The organism is Kribbella sp. NPDC026611 (assembly GCF_040638345.1).
GTDB lineage: Bacteria > Actinomycetota > Actinomycetes > Propionibacteriales > Kribbellaceae > Kribbella.
This window is the reverse complement of sequence record NZ_JBEZYC010000001.1, coordinates 845536-865399: the sequence shown is the minus strand read 5'-3', so window position 1 is coordinate 865399 and position 19864 is coordinate 845536. Positions and strand designations below refer to the sequence as shown.

The following is a 19864-nucleotide window of genomic DNA, read 5'->3' as shown; positions in this document are numbered from 1 at the left end:
GAGTGTGATAATAGTACCGGTATAACTATCCGGGAAAGTCGAGGAACCATGGTTGAGCTGAAGACGCCGGCGGAGATCGAACTGATGCGCGAGGCCGGACGGGTCGTGGGCAACGCGCTGGCCGCCGTGAAGAAGTCTGCCGCGGCCGGAGTCTCGCTGCGCGAGCTCGACGAGGTCGCCCGCGAGGTACTGCGCTCCGCCGGCGCCGAATCGACCTTCGAGGGGTACCAGCCCGGGTTCGCGACCACGCCGTTCAGCGGGGTGATCTGCACGTCGGTGAACGACGCCGTACTGCACGGTCTCCCGACGGACTACCGGCTGCAGGACGGCGACCTGCTCAACGTGGACTGTGGTGTCTCGCTCGACGGGTGGTGTGGGGATGCCGCCACCAGCTTCTGCATCGGTACGCCGCGACCGGAGGACCTCGACCTGATCGCGACCGCCGAGGAGGCGCTCGCCGCCGGGATCGCCGCGGCCGTCGAGGGGAACCGCATCGGCGACATCGGCGCCGCGATCGGACGGATCGGGAAGCGAGCCGGCGTGGGGACGAACCTCGACTTCGGTGGACACGGGATCGGCCACCGGATGCACGAGGACCCGCACATCCCGAACGGGAGCCGCCCTGGGCGAGGACTCAAGTTGCGGGCCGGGCATGTGTTCGCGATCGAGCCGTGGTTCTGGGCCGGGCCGGGGTCGACGTACGTGATCGACGAAGACGGATGGACTCTGCGGTCCGCCGATCACACTCGGGGCGTGCACGCCGAGCACACGGTGGCGATCACCTCCGAGGGCCCGCGGATCCTGACCTTGCCTTAGCCGGTTTAGCCGGTTTAGCTGGTTTGGCCGGTTTGGCTGGTTTGCGATCTGATCGAACATGTGTTCGACTGTGAATATGAGGTGGGCCGGTCAGCAGCTGGACGCGGAGACCCCGGGGACGTTGCCGGGGCTCGGGTTGATCGCGGGGCTGGTGCGGTCGGTGACGACGCCGGAGTTCAAGGGGATCACGTTTCACGAGGTGGTGGCGCGATCCGCGCTGAACTCGGTGCCGGGCACAGGCCTGCCGTTCAACTGGACGGTCAACCCGTACCGCGGCTGCACGCACGCCTGCCGGTACTGCTTCGCCCGGCCGACCCACAAGTACCTCGAGCTCGACCAGGGCCTGGACTTCGACCAGCAGATCGTCGTGAAGACGAACGTGGCCGACGTACTGCGCCGCGAGCTGGCCCGGCCCTCGTGGTCTCACGAACAGGTTGCCCTCGGCACCAATACCGATCCATACCAACGTGCCGAGGGACGGTACCGGCTGATGCCGGGGATCATCGAGGCGCTGGCCGGGTCGGGAACGCCGCTGTCCGTGCTCACCAAGGGCACTCTGCTCCGCCGCGACCTCGACTTGCTGACGGCCGCCGCCGCGGAGGTGCGGGTCGGTATCGGCATCTCGCTGGCGCTGGGTGACGAGGAGTTGCGCAAGCGGCTCGAGCCCGGCGTACCGTCCGTTCGCGGCCGCCTGGATCTGATCCGCGCTATCCGTGACGCGGGTCTGCCGTGCGGGGTGATGGTTGCGCCGGTTCTCCCCTGGCTCACCGACTCTGCCGACCAACTGGACGAGCTGTTCGCGCAGCTGTCCGAGGCCGGCGCGACGGGCGTCACCACGCTGATCCTGCACCTACGCCCGGGCGTGAAGGAGTGGTTCATGCAGTGGCTCGAGCACGACCACCCGGACCTGGTCGCCCGCTACAAGTCGCTCTATGCCCACGGTTCTTACGCGTCGCCGAGCTACCGCAAGTCTTTCGAGGACAAGGCCCGCCCGCTCCTCGACAAACACGGCTTCGGCCGATCCTCCCGCCATCGCTCGTCCGTCGCCGTCGACGCCGCCAAGACCGGCTGGGGCGACCCCGACCCGGCCCGCTTCCGGCCACCACCTCGCCGCCGATCGGAGGCGCCGCAGACACCACCTCAGGACGCTTTGTTTTAAAGCACAATTAGTTGCCTGCACTCCGCTTTTCTGGTGGGAACCGCCCGGCGGACGCTCGCGTCAGACCCCACGCTGACCAAGTGCTCCACTCGGGGGCGCCAGCAGATCAAGGGGAGATCATGCGAAAGATCACGAAGGTTCTGTCCGGCGCCGTAGCCGCCGTAGGTGCACTCACCGCGCTGGCTGTAACGGCTCCCGCCGCGCAGGCCGCCGGCACCTACCAGGGCTGCCCGTACGGCGCCGTCTGCGTCTACCCCCAGAACACCGACTGGAACAACGGCCACCCGTCCCAGATCCTCTGGAGCTACGGCGTCCACAAGCTCTCCAACCAGTACGGCCAGCACATGGTCTTCAACAACCAGTACGGCGGCGCCAAAGCCAAACTCTGCAAGGGCTGGGACGGCTCCAACTGCGTCTGGTACTACGACATGTACACCGCCAACAACTACGACCTAGGCCCCATCAACACAATCGTCATCTCCCCCACCTGGTAACAACCAGACGGCGATGGGTGGGAGTGGTCCACCCCACGCGGCCCTACGCGCGACTCCTCCGTCGCCGTGCTACGCCCCACTCCCACCCACCCTCCGGCTTACCGCCGGCCGTCTGCCAGCTAGCGCTGGCAAGTTGCGAGCTGCCGCCTGCCCCAGGCTGACGTCCACTCGTTAACGGACGGTGGTGAGTGTTGGAAATGGTCCGCCCGCCCTACGCGCCGCCGGCCCATGGATGTTCCCGCAGCACCGACGGATGGCACCGGCTTGATGCTATCGGTGCCGCGCGCGAACACAGCCAGGCGGACTTGCTAGGGCACGATTCGTACAGCTGGTCGCAGGGCTCATCTACCGGCCGGAGGTCGGTTGGTGTCCTCCGGGGAGAGATTCGCTTCATGACCGCAAGAGAACTCAGCTGCTCAGGCAAGCAGCGCCGAACCGCGTCCATATCCAACGTTCAAGCGAAACGTTGCGAGGTGGGGAACGAGGTCGGCGAGCGCGACACGGAGGCTCGAAAATACCTACCACTCAACAGGACGACTATGGGCGTAGGTTTGGATTATCCGTCCAGCTTTGAGCTACCCCAGCTCATGTCCCCGGCACCCGAGTTCCGCGGTCGCGCAGCCTCTCGCCGATCTCCTCACTCGCCGGTCGAGGCTTATCCGCCAGTACAGCATCCTTGTACGCGTCCTGAACCGCGGCACGGATGTCGGCAAAAGAGAGGCCATTCGCGGCAGCTTCGAGCTTATCCGTGACCCTCAGACGCCAGGGCCGCAGGAGGTGACCGAGCAGCTCGGCCCGTTGCCGCGGGCTCGGCTCCGGCAGCTCTAGCACATCGTCGAATCGGCGAAACAGGGCTGCGTCCAGCACGTGGCTTGTATTCGTGGCGGCTACCAGGACGCTGTTGCTCTGGTCAGCATCCAAGAGTTGCAGGAACGTAGTGACCACACGCTTGACCTCGCCAACGTCGCTGTCGTCCAGCCGCGTCCGTCCCAAGGCATCAAACTCATCGAACAGGTACACGCCGCGGACTCTTGCTGCTTCGGCGAACACATCTGTGAGAGTGGTCGCTGTCTCCCCCAGGTACTTACTAAACACAACTTCCAAGCGCACCCGCACGAGCGGCAACCTGAGCTCGCCGGCTAGCGCCTGCGCTGTCATCGTCTTGCCGCAACCAGGCGGGCCATGAAGAAGCAGCCGTCGCCGAGGCTCCAGACCATGCGCAGCCAATACCTCGGCGCGGCGATGCTCGACGATGTATCGCTGCAAAGCCTGTCGATTGCCTTCGCCGAGCACAAGGTCGTTCAGCTTTACATCGCTGTAGCTGACCGAGAGAACCTGCTCAAGGTTGCGGGGCGCTCGCGCCAATGGTGTCGCTTGGGGCGAGTTGTCGTTGCGTGTCCCTTCGATCCGCAGCTCGCGAAGTCGCTCAGCTAGACGGGAGTGACCTGCACGGGACTCGGCCGCGATGACCTGATTAAGGAGATTGGAGAAGCGCCGATCGTCGCCCGCATAGTGCGCACGAACCAGTTCTGCCAAGTACTCGGCGTTCGCCATGGTCCCACCTCCTACACCGTAGGGTACGACGAAGCTCGGACAAGTATTATTTTAGCTATATGGCGGAACGCGGACGACCAAGTCGTACGGCGAGGCGTCGAGAAGATCTGGCGCGCGCTGTGGTCACGGTGCTCGCGAGGGCACGGCAAGAGGCCGGCCTGACGAGGGCAGCACTCGCTGAGGCAAGCGGCGTCTCGTTTCATACAATCGCGAAGATTGAACAGACGGCGGTAACCGACCCTGGCTTCACCGTGGTTGCGACACTCGCTAACACACTTGATCTATCGCTTGACGAACTCGCGCGACGTGCACGTAGTGAGCTCTCGGATCCAAGCCACGCCGGGCCTTTGAGTAACAGCCTGGATCCGAGACAATCGGATTCGTGATCGTCGAAGGTTTGCCCCTCCTGGGGCTACACCAGGCCCTGCAAGAGCGTTTCAGTACCGTGCGGAGGGGCCAGCTCCCGCCCCCACCTGAGCGGAACAGGTCGCAGCATGCAGCAGACGTCCTCTCGCAGCTCGATGATCTAGCGAACCGCCTCGCAGCAGCACGCGAAGGTGCCAATCAAGGAAGATCAGCGTTCGTAGTGACCGCGGTCGGCCCCGAGCTGAATGATCCGGCGGTCGCAGCCGGTCTCGCACCACGGGCCGCAGGCTCTGAACTGCTGGTGAGCGATGCGGGACGCGTTGTTTTTCGTGTCACCGACGATCTGGCATCAGTGCGGGACAAGGCCGTTGCCTACGCGAACGAAGAAACCGCGCGGGGCAAACCCCGATATAACAACCTGATCGCGCGCATCGAAGAGATCGATGTTGCAACGATCGCTGATCTGAGTCTCGGGGAGATCTCCAACGATATCCCAGACAACGAACGCGTCTGGGTGGAGATCTGGACCCGCGGCGGCGTTCGCCTTAGCGCCACCGAGCACCAGGGCATCGAGGAATCAGTCGCCGCGCTCGCTGCGCTGACACCGGATGGATCCGATGCGATTCCGGTGTTTCGCGGCCCCGAGCGTGACGTCCACGTCATCCTGGCCACAGGCGCGATGTTGAAGAGTCTTCCCGGTCTACTTCCAGACGTAGCCGAGGTCCACCTTGCGCCAGTAGTCTTTCCCATCGTTCTCGCCGAGGCTCTCGACGAGTCCGGGGAGCTCGCTGAGGTTGCCCCAACGCCTGACGGTTCTGTCGTGGTCGCCATCCACGACACTGGCATCGACGCGACTCATCCCTATGTCGAACCGCTATTGGCTGGAGCCGAGAGTGTAGTTCCGGGAGAACTCGGCACCTCGGACCTCGACGGACACGGCACGCAAATGGCAGGCATAGCGGCCTACTCATCGCTTGCGGACGATATTGGTGGCGGCACTCTGCACCCGGACGCTCGACTTGTGTCGGTCCGGTTACTGGAGACGAAGTTCGAGGCCGGCGGCGATCCTGAGCGTGGAGTTATGTGGGCCGAACGCACAACAGAAGCCGTCGCGGCCGCAGAGAATATGGCCAATGGCACCCCCGTCGTCCACAACCTCAGCATCGGTGCGGACAACACCACACCGGGCGGAGTCGGACGCACGGCTTGGTCCGTTGCCGCCGACCTTCTCGGCTGGCGAGAAGGCCGCGGCCGACTGTTGGTCGTTGCAACAGGCAACGCGGAAACGATCACCGACCGAGACAGCTACCCGTATATCAATCTCAGCCCACCGTTCATCCAACAGCCTGGCCAGGCGTGGAATGTGCTGACTGTTGGCGGCTATACCAAGCTCGATGCGCTGACTGCGGCCGACCAACAGGAGGGCTACCCCGAGCCACTCGCAGTCGGCGGCGAGCTTAGCCCTCATAGTCGTTCAGGTGCGGTCGCTCGGCTCCCTATCAAACCCGACATCGTAATGGAGGCCGGGAATACTGCGCCGGGTGGCGGCCTCGAGAATCCCGAGGCGCAAGGGCTCAGCATCCTGACGCTCCGTTCCACTGCGTCGGGTGGAAGCTCCTTACTTCGGCGGACCTACAAGACCAGCCCCGCAGCCGCCGCGGCCTCGAACGCGCTCGCACGAATCGCCGCGGCACATCCCACGCTGCGTCCCGCCACATGGAAAGCGTTACTAACGCACACTGCAGTTTGGCCCAACGCCGCAACCGAGCAATTTCATGACGCACGCGACCTTCTTCGGACCTTCGGCTATGGCGTGCCTACGCCCGAGCGCGCACTCGGCAGCGCATCCAACCGGCCGGTCATGGTCTACGAGGGAAGCCTGAAACCGAGTCAGCGACTCCGTGGGAAGCCAGATCGGCACGCTGACTTCATCGAGATTCCGTTTCCTGAGCAGGAGTTACATTCGATCGGTGAGGCACGGGTCCGGCTGGCCGTGACACTGTCCTACTTCGTCGAACCAACCGATAACCTCACCAGACGCGCGTATGCTGGCGGTCGCCTTCGCTGGGATCTACAGGGACCCACAGAGACATCGGACAGCTTTCGCGCTCGCATCAACAAGCTAGTGCGTGACGAAGGCATAGAACCGGGCGGTGGATCCTACAGGTGGGCAATTCCGCCGGACATCAGATCGCGCGGAGCCCTCCAGCATGATTTCGCTGACGTTTCCGCGGCAGCTCTGGCTGACGCCCGACTGCTCGCTGTATATCCGGTGGTCGGATGGTGGGAGGACGCGACACAAACCCGTGATCGAGACCTCCCCTACTCCGTGGTGGTTAGCGTCGACCTCGGTGATGTTGACATCGATCTTCATTCGCTCATTTCGCAAGCGCTGGTTGTCGTACCGCCGATCTCTGCCACCACTTAAAGCGGCAGCGCCTCCCAATCCGCCGCTCGCCTCCGGCGAAGCGGTCAATTCTGTGCATTTGCCGTCCTTCCGTTGGCGCTCCCTCTCGCAGACCCACCTTCGATTTAGTCCGCAGCCGGGTGGTTCAGAGCCACTCGAGGGGCCCGCGCAGCGTGAAGCAAGCTTCACAATCACCACCGATTCAGTGACGACGAACGCCCGCATGAGGTAGTCATCGCTGAGCGGTAGCTCGCGAAGTGGATGGGGTGGCCAGGAAGAAGCCGTGTACTGCAGGGCAGGGATCGACGCCTTAACCACTCAACGCAGTCAGATGAAGCGTGCGCCAGCCCGACTCGGTCATCTGCCGGCGGTAGCACGCGACCCGCCAGCGCCAGCTGGCGGGACCCCGGCGGTAAGCGGAGAGCGGGGTAGCACGGCGATGGAGGAGCTGCGCGTAGCACCGCGTGGGGCGGACCACCCCACCCGTCACCACCATCCATCCACGAACGGACGGCAGCCCGCAGTAGTCACCCGCGAGCTGCTCCCGGCGACAGCCGGAGACCGCGGCGGCAGCCCCAGCGCGCCAGGAGCAGCTGGCAGCAGGCCGGCGTTTAGCCGGAGGGTGGGTGGGAGCGCGCGTAGTGGGCGCGGAGGAGGAGCGTAGCGACGACAGAGCGGCCGCGTAGCGCGCGTGGGGGTGACTGGGTGGGGGGACTACTCCCACTCGATGGTGCCGGGGGGTTTGCTGGTGATGTCTACGGTTACTCGGTTGATTTCGTCGACCTCGTTGGTGATTCTGGTGGAGATTTTTTCGAGGACTTCGTACGGGAGGCGGGCCCAGTCGGCGGTCATGGCGTCTTCGCTGGTGACGGGGCGGAGTACTACCGGGTGACCATAGGTGCGGCCGTCGCCTTGGACGCCTACTGAGCGGACGTCGGCGAGGAGCACGACGGGGAACTGCCAGATGTCGCGGTCGAGGCCGGCGGCGGTGAGCTCGGTGCGGGCGATGAGGTCGGCGGCGCGGAGGATGTCTAGGCGTTCGCGGGTGACCTCGCCGATGATGCGGATGCTCAGGCCGGGGCCGGGGAACGGATGGCGGTAGACCATCGTCTCCGGCAGGCCCAGAGCCAGCCCGAGCTCGCGGACCTCGTCCTTGAAGAGAGTCCGCAGCGGCTCGATCAGGCTGAACTCGAGGTCGTCAGGCAGACCGCCGACGTTGTGGTGCGACTTGATGTTCGCCGCCCCGGCACCCCCGCCGGACTCGACCACGTCCGGGTACAGCGTGCCCTGGACCAGGAACTCGATGTGCCGCTCGGCGTCCACCTTCCGGGCGGTCGCCTCGAAAGTGCGGATGAACTCCCGCCCGACGATCTTCCGCTTCTGCTCTGGGTCGGTCACCCCGGCCAGCGCGGACAGGAACTGGTCCTCGGCGTCGACCGCCTCGAGCCGGATCCCGGTCGCGGCGACGAAGTCCTTCTCGATCTGCTCCGACTCACCGGCCCGCTGCAGGCCGTGGTCGACGTACACACACGTCAGCTGGTCACCGATCGCGCGATGCACGAGTGCTGCGGCCACCGCGGAGTCCACGCCGCCGGACAGCGCGCACAGCACCTGCTTGTCGCCGACCTGCTGACGGATCAGCTCGACCTGCTCTTCCACGACGTTCGTGGTGGTCCAGTCGCCCTTGCACCCGGCGATCTCGTACAGGAAGTGCTCCAGCACCGCCTGACCAGCCTGCGAGTGCAGCACCTCCGGGTGCCACTGCACGCCGGCCAGCCGCCGGTCCAGGTCCTCGAACGCCGCGACCGGGGCGCCCTCGGACGCTGCGAGTACGGCGAAACCGGCCGGCGGAGCGTGTACGGCGTCGCCGTGGGACATCCATACGTTGAGGTCCTCGGGAATGTCCGCGAGCAGCGTCCCGGGCTCACTCACCGTCACCGGAGTACGGCCGAACTCGCGCAGCCCGGTACGGCGTACCTCGCCGCCCAGCGTCTGCGCCATCGCCTGGAACCCGTAGCAGATCCCGAAGGCCGGTACGCCGGCGTCGAACAGGCCGGAGTCGACCCGCGGCGCGCCCTCGGCGTACACAGACTGCGGGCCGCCGGACAGGATGATCGCCTTCGGCCCGCGGGCCAGCATCTCCTCGACCGGCATCGAGTGCGGCACGATCTCGGAGTACACCTTCGCCTCGCGCACCCGGCGGGCGATCAGCTGCGCGTACTGCGCCCCGAAGTCGACGACCAGTACCAGCTCATGCTCAGTCACGATGAAAGGGTATCGGTGCAGGTCAGCCGGGTCCTAACCAGCAACCGCCGAGGCGCCCGGAACGACAGCAGGTCGATCATCGGCGGCTCCTCGACGAGCCGTACGTCACGCAGCAGGTCGGCCGCGCACTCCAGCGCGACCCGGGCCTCCAGCCGGGCCAAACCGGCGCCGAGGCAGCGGTGGATGCCGACACCGAACGCAAGGTCGGCCGGACCGCCGTGGCCGGTCAAGCCCAGCAGCACAGGTGCGTTTGCCGGCAGCTCAGTGTCGCCAATTGTCGTCGGCGCGGCAGTCACTCTGCGCCACGTCGGTACGGACGACGCCTCCCGCAGTACTGCCTCGACCTCTGCGGAAGCGTCGAACGTCCGTCCAAGGGTTCGCTGGAAGGCGGTGGAGATCAGCTGGGTGGTCGTCTCCTGGCCGGCGATCAGCAGGAAGTACGTGACGGCGCACACCTCCTCCTCGCTCAGCCCCAGGTCGACCAGTACGCCGAAGAGACCAGCCGCCTCACGAGTGCGCGCCCGCAACCAGGTGTAGAACTCCGCGGCACTGTGCGCGAGCTCCAGCTGACGGTCCTCGTCCGGCCAGCCCCAGAACAGCTCGAGCGAGTCAAGGCTCCACCCCTTCAGCGCTGGTACGTCGGCCGCTAGCCCGAGCAGATGCAGTACGACGAGAGCCGGAGGCTCCGCGGCGACCGCCTGCACCAGGTCGACCCGCTCCCCCGCCGCTAGCCGCTCCTGAGCAGCCGCGACTCGCTCCGCGTTCAACGAACGCGCCAGCGGCTCCACCGCGGCCACCCGAGCCGGACTGAAGAACCGCGCTACGGCCGCCCGGATCGCGCGGTGGGACGAGCCACCGTTGTTGGCCAGCGTCGGCGGCAGCGCAAAGCCAACCGCCGACAGCACCCGCAGCGCCTTGATCGAGAGCGGGGTGTGCGCAACGAGCGCGTTGTCCGGCCGAAATGTCCCCGGATCGAGCATCACCTGCCGCGCCAGCTCCGGATCCGCCACAACCCAGTACCCCACCCCCTCCTCAAACCGCACCGGACAGCCGCGAGGCACACCCGGCTCGGCGGGGTCCGTCACTTGAACCAGCTCGGAGCGGCTTCCACAAATACCTTCTGGTCGAGGGAGTCGGCGCCGGCGGGGATACGGCCGAGGATCGGCACCCCGGTCACAGCAGGCAGATCCTCGAGGTTGCACTCCTCGGCCAGCCCCGGCTCGGCCGGCCACGACCCGATCACCACCCCGTCGATCGGCAGACCGCGCGACCGCAGCGCCTCGACCGTCAGCCCGGTGTGGTTCAACGTCCCGAGCCCGGCCCGAGCCACCACCACGAAACCGAACGGTGTCGTCAGGTGCGAGGCCAGATCGGCCAGGTTGTTGCCATCAGCATCCAACCCGACCAGGATCCCGCCGGCCCCCTCCACCAGCACCGTCTCGTACTTCGCCGCCAACTCGTCGATCGCCTTCGCATGCGAAGCCACCGGCGGCAGCACCACCCCTTCCCGGCGAGCAGCAGTTGTCGCCGCCAACGGATCCCGCAGCCGCACCCCCTCATGCAGCTTCGTCAGCCCGGTCAGCCGATGCACATCGTCCAGATCCCCCGGCTCGTCGACCGCCACCCCGGTCTGCGTCGGCTTCACGACCACGACCGGCCCACCGCGCTCCTCCACCGGAGCTGACCCAGCGCCGTACCGCACGGCCAACGCCGCAGTGGTAATGGTCTTACCGACACCCGTATCTGTGCCGGTGACGAGGACGATCCGCACGGAGCTGAGTCTAGATGCCTGATCAGGCACCCTCGGGTCACCCTAGGGATTGGCCCCAGGGTGTGTAGCGCCTCGATCACGCATGGTGGTGGGACCGCTCACCTGGGGAGGAACGATGGGCCTTCGCGTCCCTGTGCATGTGTACTCGTCCGACTCGATCTCCCGCGCCGGACTGGAGAGCCAGCTCCGGTTCCAGCCCGACATCCATATCGTCGGCGTGGAGCAGCTGGCCAGCGAAGTCGTGGCGGTGGTGGCCGCCGAGACCCCGGACGCGGCCACGCTCGACGCCGTCGCCGAGCTCCGCCGCCGGGGGGTCGACAAGGTGATCCTGGTCGTTGCGACGCTCAACGACGCCGACCTGATCGCGGTCATCGAGGCGGGGATCTGCGCTCTCATCCGGCGCCACGAGGTCAGTCCGGAACGTCTGACCACGCTGATCCGGCGGGCGTCTGACGGGGAGTCCGAGCTGCCGGCCGACCTGCTGACGCGGCTCTTCCGCCAGGTGTCGCACATGCAGAACGACGTACTCACCCCGCGCGGTCTACGCCTCGCCGGGCTGTCACCACGGGAGACAGCGATCCTGAAGCTGGTCGCGGAAGGGTACGACACCGATGAGATCGCCGCGCGGCTCAGCTACTCGCCGCGGACCGTCAAGAACGTCCTGCACGGGGTGACGACCCGTTTCCAGCTGCGGAACCGCTCGCACGCTGTGGCGTACGCCCTCAAGGAGGGGCTGATCTAGGCGAGCTGCCCGGAGAAGGAGACCGACGGTGTGCAGCGGTCGAAGCCTGCGCCCGGTGCAGTGCAGTTGACGGACACCCCGACCGGCTGGCCCGGTGCTGCGGTCAGTGCCTGCAGGTAGTGGTAGTCCAGGTCGCGGAAGTTGGCCAGACCCGTTTCCAGTACGACGTTCTTGCCGATGAGGATGCGCAAGATGCCGGAGTCGCCGCGGGGGTTCTGCAGGACCAGGTCGGAGATGCGGGTGCTCTTGCCGGCCGGCGCGGAGTACGTGAACGCCTGGAACGAGCCGTCGGTCACCGCTTTCGCCTGCGTGGCGATCCGGAAGCTCAACGGCGCCGGACCCGTCTTCCCGGGTGGTGCCTTGGTGGCTGGTGTCTTGGCCGGGGCGGTCGTCGGCTTGCTTCCAACTGTGCTGCCGCTCGGCGTGGGCGCCGTGGTCGGCTTGGCGACCGAGGCAGGCTCGGTCGGTGTCGGACTGATCCCTGCCGCCTGCTGCGCGACGGTCGCCGCGCTGCTGGCCTTGCCTGCCTCGGTACTCGCTTTGGACGCAGCCGATTCCGCCCGCGCGACCTGTTGCTGGGTCTGCTCGGTCGCCACCGACTTCACAGCCGGCTTCAGCAAGGCGTACCAGGCGCCGATGGCAGCCACCACCAGCACGGCCGCCGCGGCGAGCGCCGGCAGCAGCCACTTCGGCATCAGCTGCTCCTGCTGCACCACACCGGTCGTCTTGACCTCCTCCGCACCCTCAGCCGGCGTGGCGACGACCTCGAACGGCAGCATCTTCGGCTGCCCGCGCCAGAACCGCCGGTGCGGCGCAGCGGTCAACTTGACGATGGTTGCGGTGCCAGGTGCCGTGGTGATCGTCGGGTGGTCCGCGCCCAGCTTCAGCTCGTCGTCGGGATCGCGCAGACCGATCGTGACCACGGTCTCCGCGTTGCCGAGGTTGTCGACGGCCAGCCGGTACTTGGCTCGCCGCCGCGCGCGCCGCTTGCCGGGGACCAGTTCCGCGGCGATCTCCCGGTACGGCGCAACCTCGACGGCTCCCTCGGTCACGACCGAGTCCGCGGGATCCTCGCGCGACTGCACCCGTACTCCGAACTCGTGCCGCCCGGCTGTAGCGACCGCGGACTTCGGCGGCGCGAAGCGGACCGCCGCGGTACCCGTCGTACCGGGCATCAGGTTGACGCTGGCGGGCTCCAGCGTCACCCAGTCCCCATCGGCACCGACCAGGCCCAGCGAGAACTGGTCGACCAGCCGCCCGGTGTTGGTCACGGCAACCTCACAGCTGGTGGTTTCCCCCGGCACCACGCTGAGCGACTCACTCGACAAGCTGACGCTGGCTCCCATGCCGACCAGGGTCAACCCCACAGGTCCGGCCGGGCAGCCTCAGCAGGCCAGCCCCCAGCATCACGATCCCTGCCCGATCGGGCCACTGCGACAGCCCCTTGTCTCCGTCCATCGGGCACCGCACAAACTGCCACCACTCCTACGCTCGATCCGCACGACCGAGGGGAGACCGCCGTGAGCCGCCGTCCGACCACCCTGCTCCTGCTGATCGGGCTGCTCACGATCGCAAGTACCTTGGCCACCCGGCCGGCTGGGGCAGTGCCGCCCGGAGCCACCGAGGTTGTCTCAGTGGGTGCTGCGGGCAACCAATCGGCCGGCGTGGCGAGTTCGCCGGTGGTGTCGGCGGACGGGAGCCAGGTGGCGTTCGAGTCGCAGACAGCGCTCGATCCGGTGGTGCAGGCTGGTACGGCGTACAACGTCTACGTCCGCGATCGCCGCGCACCCGGACGGACCGTCCTGATCAGCCGCGCCCTCGCGATGACGTACCTCGGCGCGCGCGGGTACGCCGTACCGCTGCGAACCACCGCCGCCCTGGAACAAGGCGGCAACGGCGACAGCCTGCACCCGTCGATCTCCGCGACCGGCCGGTACGTCGCGTTCGACAGTGTGGCGACCGACCTACGCGACGGCAACGCCGAGCCGGTGCGGCGGATCGTCCTCTGCGACCGCGACCCGGACAACGACGGCGTCTTCGACGAGCTCCGGCCCGACGGCCTGATGGACTTCACCTACCTCGACCTCAGCTCCACCCCGGGAGCGACCGGCTCCGACCCGAGTCTGTCCGCGGCCGGCACCGTCGTCGCCTGGCGCGAACAATTGCCCGGGACAACCAACGCCATCACCGGTGCCCGCCTCACCCTCGATCCGCAGGGCCGCCCACTGCCGCCCGACCTCACGTCGTACTTCCGCCCCGAGACCGACGCTGACGCCGGCGCACCCGAACTCTCCGCGGACGGGCACGAAGTCGTCTTCAGCACCGGCTCCTGCCCTGCCTTCGCCAGCTGCTCAGATCCCATCGGCTCCCTCCAGCTGTACGACATCCCCAGCGACCGGCTGACCCGTGTCGACCACCTCCCCGACGGCACGCTGTCCGGTGCCGCTGCTCACCCGACGATCTCTGCCAACGGCCGAACCATCGCCTACGAACACCTTGTCCCCAACGGTCCTCGGGTCGTCGTCGTGACGGACTCCAACACAGCCGGCGCCTCGTTCGCATCCCGCGACAGCTCAGGGCGCGCGGCCGACGGCGCCGCACCGGCCATCTCGGCAGACGCACGGTACCTGGCGTTCGTGAGCACGGCCGACGGAATGCACGACGATGCCCAGGGCACCGATCGACCGGCGATCGTCCTGCGCGACCTGACCCTCGACGCCGCGCGAGAACGGTCGGGCCTCCCGCGACTCCCTGGCGATCTCGGCAACCCTGCAGCCGAACCGTGCTCGGACAGAACCTGCCCTGCCACCGGGCCGAGCGGCTCACCCCGCCTGTCCGCGACCGGCTCCGTCCTCGTGTTCACGAGCGCAAGCAACGACCTGACCACTCCACCCTGCTGCGCCGGCGCAGTCTTCGCCCGAGTCTTCCAACCGCGCGTCACCGCCCAGCCAGTCGTCTTCGGCTCGGTCGAAACCGGTAGTACGACGGCCCGGACCGTCACCCTGCAACACACCGGCTTCGGCCCGCTCACCATCGACTCGATGCACATCGAAGGCGACATCGCGTTCGCACTGAACACCACAGGCAACTGCACCGGAGCAACCCTGCACACCGAAGCGTCGTGTGCCCTCTCGGTCGAGGTCCACCCGTCGTCGACCGGCCAAAAACAAGCCGTCCTCCGCATCACCCAGTCCGACGGCACCACCGTCGACATCGACCTCCGGGCTGACGCCATACCGGTCCCGCCCGGAGCATCGCCAACCCCCTCTGGCGGGCTGATCATCACCCCGGACCCCATCGAATTCGGCGGCACCCAGCCCGCCCTGGTTGCCCTGAGCAACCGAACGGCGGAGGTGCACAACAGCGCGACGACTCCGATCACGATCTCGGCTGTCGGCATCCTCAGCGGTCCGCACTTCGCCGCCGGCGACTTCACGGTACGGACGACGACCTGCGCGGCCCGCCGACTCGGCCCTGGCGAGGGCTGCACCGTCCAGCTCGGAGCGACACCGCAGCTCCCCGGACCACGATCGGGTGTCCTCGCGATCACCACCACAGACCCGACCTACAGCGCACTGATCCCGCTCGTGAGCCAGGCGACCTACCCCACACTGATAGTCAACCCCGCCGTCGTCCGGGCGAACCGCGTCACCACTGTCACCGCGCAGAACTTCCCGCCCGATCGAGCCGTCACCATCACGGTCCCGGGCACTGCCCTGCGAGCCGCGGCGACCACCGATCACACCGGCCGGCTGTCGGCCCCTTTGCTCGTCTTCCCCCAGACCAGCGCAGGCAGCTGGTACGTCGTCGCGTCGGTCACCGGTACGCGGATCCAGGCCCAGAGCACGATCCTCGTCGTACCGGGGAGCTACCAGCCGCCGGACTTCACCTCGCGGCGCTGACCGTCACCTCATGCGCCACGTGCGCCGGCTTGGCCGCATCGACGGCCGCGAGCAGAGCGGTCTCTCCAATCCTGTTCCCATAGACAACGACCCTGACGCGCGGCGGCGGTTGGGACCCGTGGTCTTCAGTCGGCTCGGCGGACCAGGTGACACCGCCGTTGTCGGTCACCTCGACGTCGCCGCCGGTGAACAGCTGCAGGTGCCGGCGCAACCCGCCGAGAGTCCCTCGGTCCCGGTGCAGCTCGACTGCGCCGGCTACCGCGGCACGCTGCAGCTCGACCAGCCAGGTCTCGTCAAGGTCCGCTCCGACCCAGCTGGCCAGCCAGGGAAGGAAGTCGGGCGGCGTCAACGCTGCATCGATGTACGCCTCCAGACAGTCGAGCGAGCTGATCGCCGGCGCCGGCAGGTGGTCGATCGCCTCCGTCAGCCGGGTCAGGAGCTCGTCCTCCTGCAGGACGGACGGCAGCACGGTGCTGAGTGGGTACGGCGTGGTCAGGCCGGTCGACGTACCTCGCATGCTTCCTCCTCGGAACTGGTTGGTCAGCCGATGCCGAACAGCTCGATCTCCGACACCGCGAGATCGTGGGCGCCCTGGGCCGGGTAGACCGTGATCACGGTGATCGTGAACTGACTGACGCCGACCGCGTCGTGCAACGCGATCTCCTGCGGCTCCGGACTGTCCGCGAGCGTGACGCTCTCGGACTTCTCGTTGGAGTACTGGAGCTCGAGAGCGGCCGGACGGGAGTGCCCGGCGTAGTTCTTGGCGTCCCCGTTGCGCACGATGAGCTTGCGCAAGGCAACGGCGTGGTCGAGTCGGACGGTCAGCCGAGTGGTGGCCTTCTCGCTCCACGGCGCGATCCAGGCCGTGTTGCTGAACGTGTCGAAGGCGGCTCGCGCGGGGTGCCCGGGGCCGGCGGTGCCTTGGACCGCGGCCGGGCGGACCGGGGTCAGCGCGGAGTCGGCGACACCTCGCACCTTTTGCTTGACGTTGCTCGCCTGCTGGACGACGTACGTACGCAGCGGCGGGTAGATGCCGCACAGGACGGCGAACGTCACCAGGAGGACCGAGACCGCGGCGCGGAGCCGGCGGACGGTGCTCGTCGCGGCATGCTTCACCCGGCTGTCGCCTGGCCGGGACGGCCGCGAGCCCGCCTGCATCGTCCGGGGTCCACGCCGGAACCGCAGCCGGTGCCACCAGCGGACCTTGACGGTTTGCGCGGCAGCGAGCGACTCACCGCAGCGGCTGCAGAACTTGCGGGTCGGCGGGTTGCCGGTGCCGCACTCCGGGCAGACGAGGTCGCCGGGGCGCAGCTTCTCGGTCGGCGCGGTACGCCGGATCGGGGCCGGCCGCTCCTTCACTTGTTGGGGTTCGATCTCCGGGACCTCGCTCGGCTGCACCGGAACCACCAGCTTCGCCGCGTCCGTCGAGCGAGGTGCGGCCACCTGCGCAGGGGCCGACGGCGCCGGCCGCGGCGCAACCCCAGCGCTGGGCGGCGGCACCGCGGCGCTGGGCTGCGGCGGAGCCGCGCCGTGCGGAGGAGGAGGTGGCGGGGAAGGCGGCGGTGGCGGCGGTGGCGGAGGAGGAGGTGGCGGGGAAGGCGGCGGTGGCGGCGGTGGCGGTGGCGGTGGTGGCGGGGGTGGCGGGGGTGGCGGGGGTGGCGGTGGTGGCGGGGGTGGCGGGGGTGCTGCGCGGGGAGGGAGCGGTGGCGGGGGAGGTGGTGGCGCCGGGCGGGCGCCGTTGGGCAGCGGCGGGACGGGTGGGCGGCCGGGGAATGGCGGGAAGCCAGGGGGCAGCGGCGGCCGGGGCGGTGGCGCGTCAGCGGGGTCAGCTTTGTCGAACGGGGTGCCGCCCACCAGTTCCATCGTGGCGCGCTGGATCCGGGTGAGCAGGCCGGGCTTCGGCGGCAAGGGTTCCAGTTGCTCAGGGGTAGCGACCGGCGTCGGCGCGATCCGCTCGGCGTTCCACTCCAGGAACGTGCCGCACGAACCGCAGAACGTATCCCGATCCGCGTTGTGATGACCGCACTCGCCACAGATCAGCATCAGTGGTCCTCCACCTTCACCAGGTGCTCGAACGAGAACACCAAGCTGTTCCGCTCCAGCTCGACCCGCGTCTGCTCGGCACCGCGCTCGCCCGTCACCGGGTTCGCGCTGAACAGCCGGATGTCCTCCACCGCCTGCACCCCGCTCACTTCCTGGAGTACGGCGTACACGTCTCCCGACCGCACCGGCCGTCCGAACTCCCACCCGGCACCACCGGATCCACCGCCGGGCAGGGGATTCAGGAACCGGTACAACCGGCTCAGCGCGTCCCGCCGTACCCGCTCCCGATCCACACGCGGCCGAGCCACCAGCCGCGCCACGACCGTCACCCCGCGGTACCGCGGCGGCTCCACCGACACCCGTGCCCCGATCAGCCGGACCTGCTCCAGCCGGGCCGCCAGCCGCTCGAGCAGCGCCACCGGCGGCACCAGGTCGGCGAACGCGATCACACCGTCGTGCTGCGCCGCGGCCGGGACGACCAGCACCCGCACCGTCCCCGCCGCGGTCTCGTCGTCGCCACCGGTGATGCAGCGAATCCGGGCCGCCTCCGGGACCGCCTCCCGCGCGAGCGCCTCGTAGTCCTCGGCAGTCACCGCTCGTCCGCGCGTCCGGAGCAGGATCGGCGCCCGGCGGACCGCCTCGTCGACCGTCTCCCCCTCGGTCCCACCGCGGGCCGCGACCCGGTTCTCGACGGCGGAGACGAACGGGACCGAGGACTTCAGGGTCGCGATTGCCGCCGCGGGAACGTTGCCGTGTACCCCGCCACCGACGGCGTACCGGCGGATCCGGACCGTCTCCCCCTTCGCCGGAACTTCGCCGTACCGGCGCAACCCACCGTCGGCCAGCCGGACGACGGGACCGAACGAGACCTCCCCCGGTACGGCGTCCAGCCGGAAGTGCCGGTCGTCCAGCCCGCTCGCAGCAAAGTCATCCACCAGGGTCCACTCCTGCCATCCGTCAGCCGAGCTGACCTCGACAACCGGGTCGCCCAGGCCACCGAGCACCGGCGCGGACCGGACCGCGAACACCTGTCCGGGCGCGCCGTCCGAGGTCCCCAGCACCTCGTCGTCCACCAGCTCCGCCTGGATCGCCTCGACGGTCCCGCCGACACTCGTTGCCGCCAGCGACCGCACCTGTGGCGGCGCGGAGTACGCCGCCTGCGCTGCCGCCGCCGCAACGACGCGCGCCCGAAGCCAGCCGGCCGGCTGTCCGCCGATCACGCTGGTCTGATGACCGTCGGGCACGTGCAGGACCAGCGAACCGGACCGGTTCAACCCGCCGCTCTCGTCCCGTTCAACCCCGCAGGCCGTCCACTCCACGCCGGTCCAGGCCTCCCATACCAGCGGCGGGTCCTTCGGGTCGATGCCGAGGCCCTCGGTCTGCCCGGAATAGTCCAGCCGGACCGCGATCGAGGGTACGGCGCCGTCGAGCCCGATCAGCAACTCGTCGCCGGCCACCGGCGAGGCGGAGAACGCCGTGAACACCCCGCCGGCGCGCTCGACCGGATCCGGATCGTCCGCGCCGCGGGTCATGACCAGGTCGACCGTGCACGGCGGAACCGTCAGCTCCGCCCGCGTCGTGAACACCACGGAGGGCGTGCTCTCGGTCCGGACCGTACCAACTTCGGTGCCCTGGGCAACCGTCAGCACCGACCGGGCTGGTGCCGAGAGCCAGAAGGTGACCGGTACGACGGCCGGCGTCGGCGGTACCAGCCGGAGCCCGATCAGGTCGAAGAACTTCAGCCGGACCCGATCCGGGACCTGGTTCAGCCGCTGGAAGAGGTTGCCGGTGAGGAACGCGTATGCCTCGATCAGCGCGAGTCCGAAGTCGGCCGGGTGCTCACCGGTCCAGCCCGGGCAGGAGCGCCGTACCAGCTCGACCGCGTCTGCCACCAGGTCGTCGTACTGCCGGTCGTCGAGGTTGGGTGCGGGTAGCGCCATCAGTCGTCGCCTCCCGCCGTACCCGCGCGGTCGGTCCGCAGGTCGACCGTCAACTCGCGTTGGCTCCCGCCGTCCACCGGTCGGTAGCCGATGACCAGGTGGACCAGACCGTCGATTCCCTGGTCCGGTACGACGTCCACCTGGTCGACCTCGGCTCGTGGCTCACAGGCGCGCAATGCCCCTCGTACCTCGTCCGCCAGCCAGACCTGTGTCGCCGGCGTTACCGTTTCGAAGACGAAGTCGCGCAGTCGGCAGCCGAAGTCCGGACGCAGCACCCGCTCTCCCGGGTAGGTGAGCAGCACCATCCGCAGGCTCTGCTCGAGCTCGTCGGTACCGTCGACCACCGCGAAGCCGCCGGCCACGCAGTGCAGCGGGTACTGGAGTCCAGTCGTCATCGTCGCCTCC

Annotated in this window: 16 protein-coding genes; 7 read left to right on the top strand and 9 right to left on the bottom strand. The window is 68.2% G+C overall.

All coding sequences use genetic code 11. The features are described from left to right. The first annotated feature begins 48 nt into the window (after positions 1 to 48). From map to AB0E69_RS04325, 3 genes are all read left to right on the top strand, one after another. Positions 49 to 816: a type I methionyl aminopeptidase gene (map, locus tag AB0E69_RS04335; protein WP_360139290.1), complete on the top strand. Its 768-nt coding sequence runs from the start codon at positions 49 to 51 to the stop codon at positions 814 to 816. 76 nt (positions 817 to 892) lie between these two features. Continuing rightward, positions 893 to 1975, top strand: a complete 1083-nt coding sequence (locus AB0E69_RS04330; RefSeq protein WP_360139287.1) for an Rv2578c family radical SAM protein — start codon at positions 893 to 895, stop codon at positions 1973 to 1975. 119 nt (positions 1976 to 2094) lie between these two features. Next, complete coding sequence (locus AB0E69_RS04325) at positions 2095 to 2469, top strand: hypothetical protein (RefSeq protein ID WP_360139284.1); 375 nt, start codon at positions 2095 to 2097, stop codon at positions 2467 to 2469. A 585-nt stretch (positions 2470 to 3054) separates the two neighbouring features. Here the strand turns inward: AB0E69_RS04325 and AB0E69_RS04320 are convergent. After that, positions 3055 to 4023: an ATP-binding protein gene (locus tag AB0E69_RS04320; protein WP_360139281.1), complete on the bottom strand. Its 969-nt coding sequence runs from the start codon at positions 4021 to 4023 to the stop codon at positions 3055 to 3057. 59 nt (positions 4024 to 4082) lie between these two features. Between AB0E69_RS04320 and AB0E69_RS04315 the strand changes: the two genes are divergently transcribed. Together AB0E69_RS04315 and AB0E69_RS04310 are read left to right on the top strand one after the other, a co-directional pair. Continuing rightward, a complete protein-coding gene (locus tag AB0E69_RS04315; RefSeq protein ID WP_360139278.1) occupies positions 4083 to 4409 on the top strand; it encodes a helix-turn-helix transcriptional regulator in 327 nt (108 codons plus the stop codon). Further along, positions 4406 to 6817, top strand: coding sequence for a S8 family serine peptidase (locus AB0E69_RS04310; protein WP_360139275.1), 2412 nt, complete (start codon positions 4406 to 4408; stop codon positions 6815 to 6817). Before AB0E69_RS04315 ends, AB0E69_RS04310 begins: the two co-directional genes overlap by 4 nt. Before the next feature lie 693 nt (positions 6818 to 7510). Here the strand turns inward: AB0E69_RS04310 and guaA are convergent. Genes guaA through bioD form a run of 3 tightly spaced genes read right to left on the bottom strand, consistent with a single transcriptional unit; the run spans position 7511 to position 10832 of the window. Continuing rightward, the gene (gene guaA / locus AB0E69_RS04305) at positions 7511 to 9061 is read right to left on the bottom strand and encodes a glutamine-hydrolyzing GMP synthase (protein WP_360139272.1); all 1551 of its coding nucleotides are present in this window, start codon (positions 9059 to 9061) and stop codon (positions 7511 to 7513) included. Further along, complete coding sequence (locus AB0E69_RS04300) at positions 9058 to 10086, bottom strand: hypothetical protein (RefSeq protein ID WP_360139269.1); 1029 nt, start codon at positions 10084 to 10086, stop codon at positions 9058 to 9060. Before AB0E69_RS04300 ends, guaA begins: the two co-directional genes overlap by 4 nt. 56 nt (positions 10087 to 10142) lie before the next feature. Next, the gene (bioD, locus tag AB0E69_RS04295) at positions 10143 to 10832 is read right to left on the bottom strand and encodes a dethiobiotin synthase (RefSeq protein WP_360139266.1); all 690 of its coding nucleotides are present in this window, start codon (positions 10830 to 10832) and stop codon (positions 10143 to 10145) included. A 115-nt stretch (positions 10833 to 10947) separates the two neighbouring features. Between bioD and AB0E69_RS04290 the strand changes: the two genes are divergently transcribed. Further along, on the top strand, positions 10948 to 11574 hold the full coding sequence (locus AB0E69_RS04290; protein ID WP_360139263.1) for a response regulator transcription factor: 627 nt from the start codon (positions 10948 to 10950) through the stop codon (positions 11572 to 11574). Here AB0E69_RS04290 and AB0E69_RS04285 read toward each other — a convergent pair. Then, a complete protein-coding gene (locus tag AB0E69_RS04285; protein ID WP_360139260.1) occupies positions 11571 to 12920 on the bottom strand; it encodes a hypothetical protein in 1350 nt (449 codons plus the stop codon). The genes AB0E69_RS04290 and AB0E69_RS04285 overlap by 4 nt on opposite strands. 174 nt (positions 12921 to 13094) lie before the next feature. On the opposite strand from AB0E69_RS04285, the gene AB0E69_RS04280 reads away from it, so the two are divergent. Then, entirely contained in the window at positions 13095 to 15476 is a 2382-nt protein-coding gene (locus AB0E69_RS04280) for a choice-of-anchor D domain-containing protein (RefSeq protein ID WP_360139257.1), read from the top strand. Here AB0E69_RS04280 and AB0E69_RS04275 read toward each other — a convergent pair. From AB0E69_RS04275 to AB0E69_RS04260, 4 genes are all read right to left on the bottom strand, one after another. Further along, positions 15460 to 15993: a phage tail protein I gene (locus AB0E69_RS04275; protein WP_360139255.1), complete on the bottom strand. Its 534-nt coding sequence runs from the start codon at positions 15991 to 15993 to the stop codon at positions 15460 to 15462. The two genes, AB0E69_RS04280 and AB0E69_RS04275, sit on opposite strands and share 17 nt — an antisense overlap. A gap of 23 nt (positions 15994 to 16016) precedes the next feature. After that, entirely contained in the window at positions 16017 to 16919 is a 903-nt protein-coding gene (locus AB0E69_RS04270; RefSeq protein ID WP_360139252.1) for a zinc ribbon domain-containing protein, read from the bottom strand. A 599-nt stretch (positions 16920 to 17518) separates the two neighbouring features. Beyond that, on the bottom strand, positions 17519 to 19459 hold the full coding sequence (locus AB0E69_RS04265; protein WP_360139249.1) for a putative baseplate assembly protein: 1941 nt from the start codon (positions 19457 to 19459) through the stop codon (positions 17519 to 17521). Further along, a complete protein-coding gene (locus AB0E69_RS04260) occupies positions 19459 to 19854 on the bottom strand; it encodes a GPW/gp25 family protein (RefSeq protein WP_360139246.1) in 396 nt (131 codons plus the stop codon). Before AB0E69_RS04260 ends, AB0E69_RS04265 begins: the two co-directional genes overlap by 1 nt. Between the last annotated feature and the right edge of the window lie 10 nt (positions 19855 to 19864).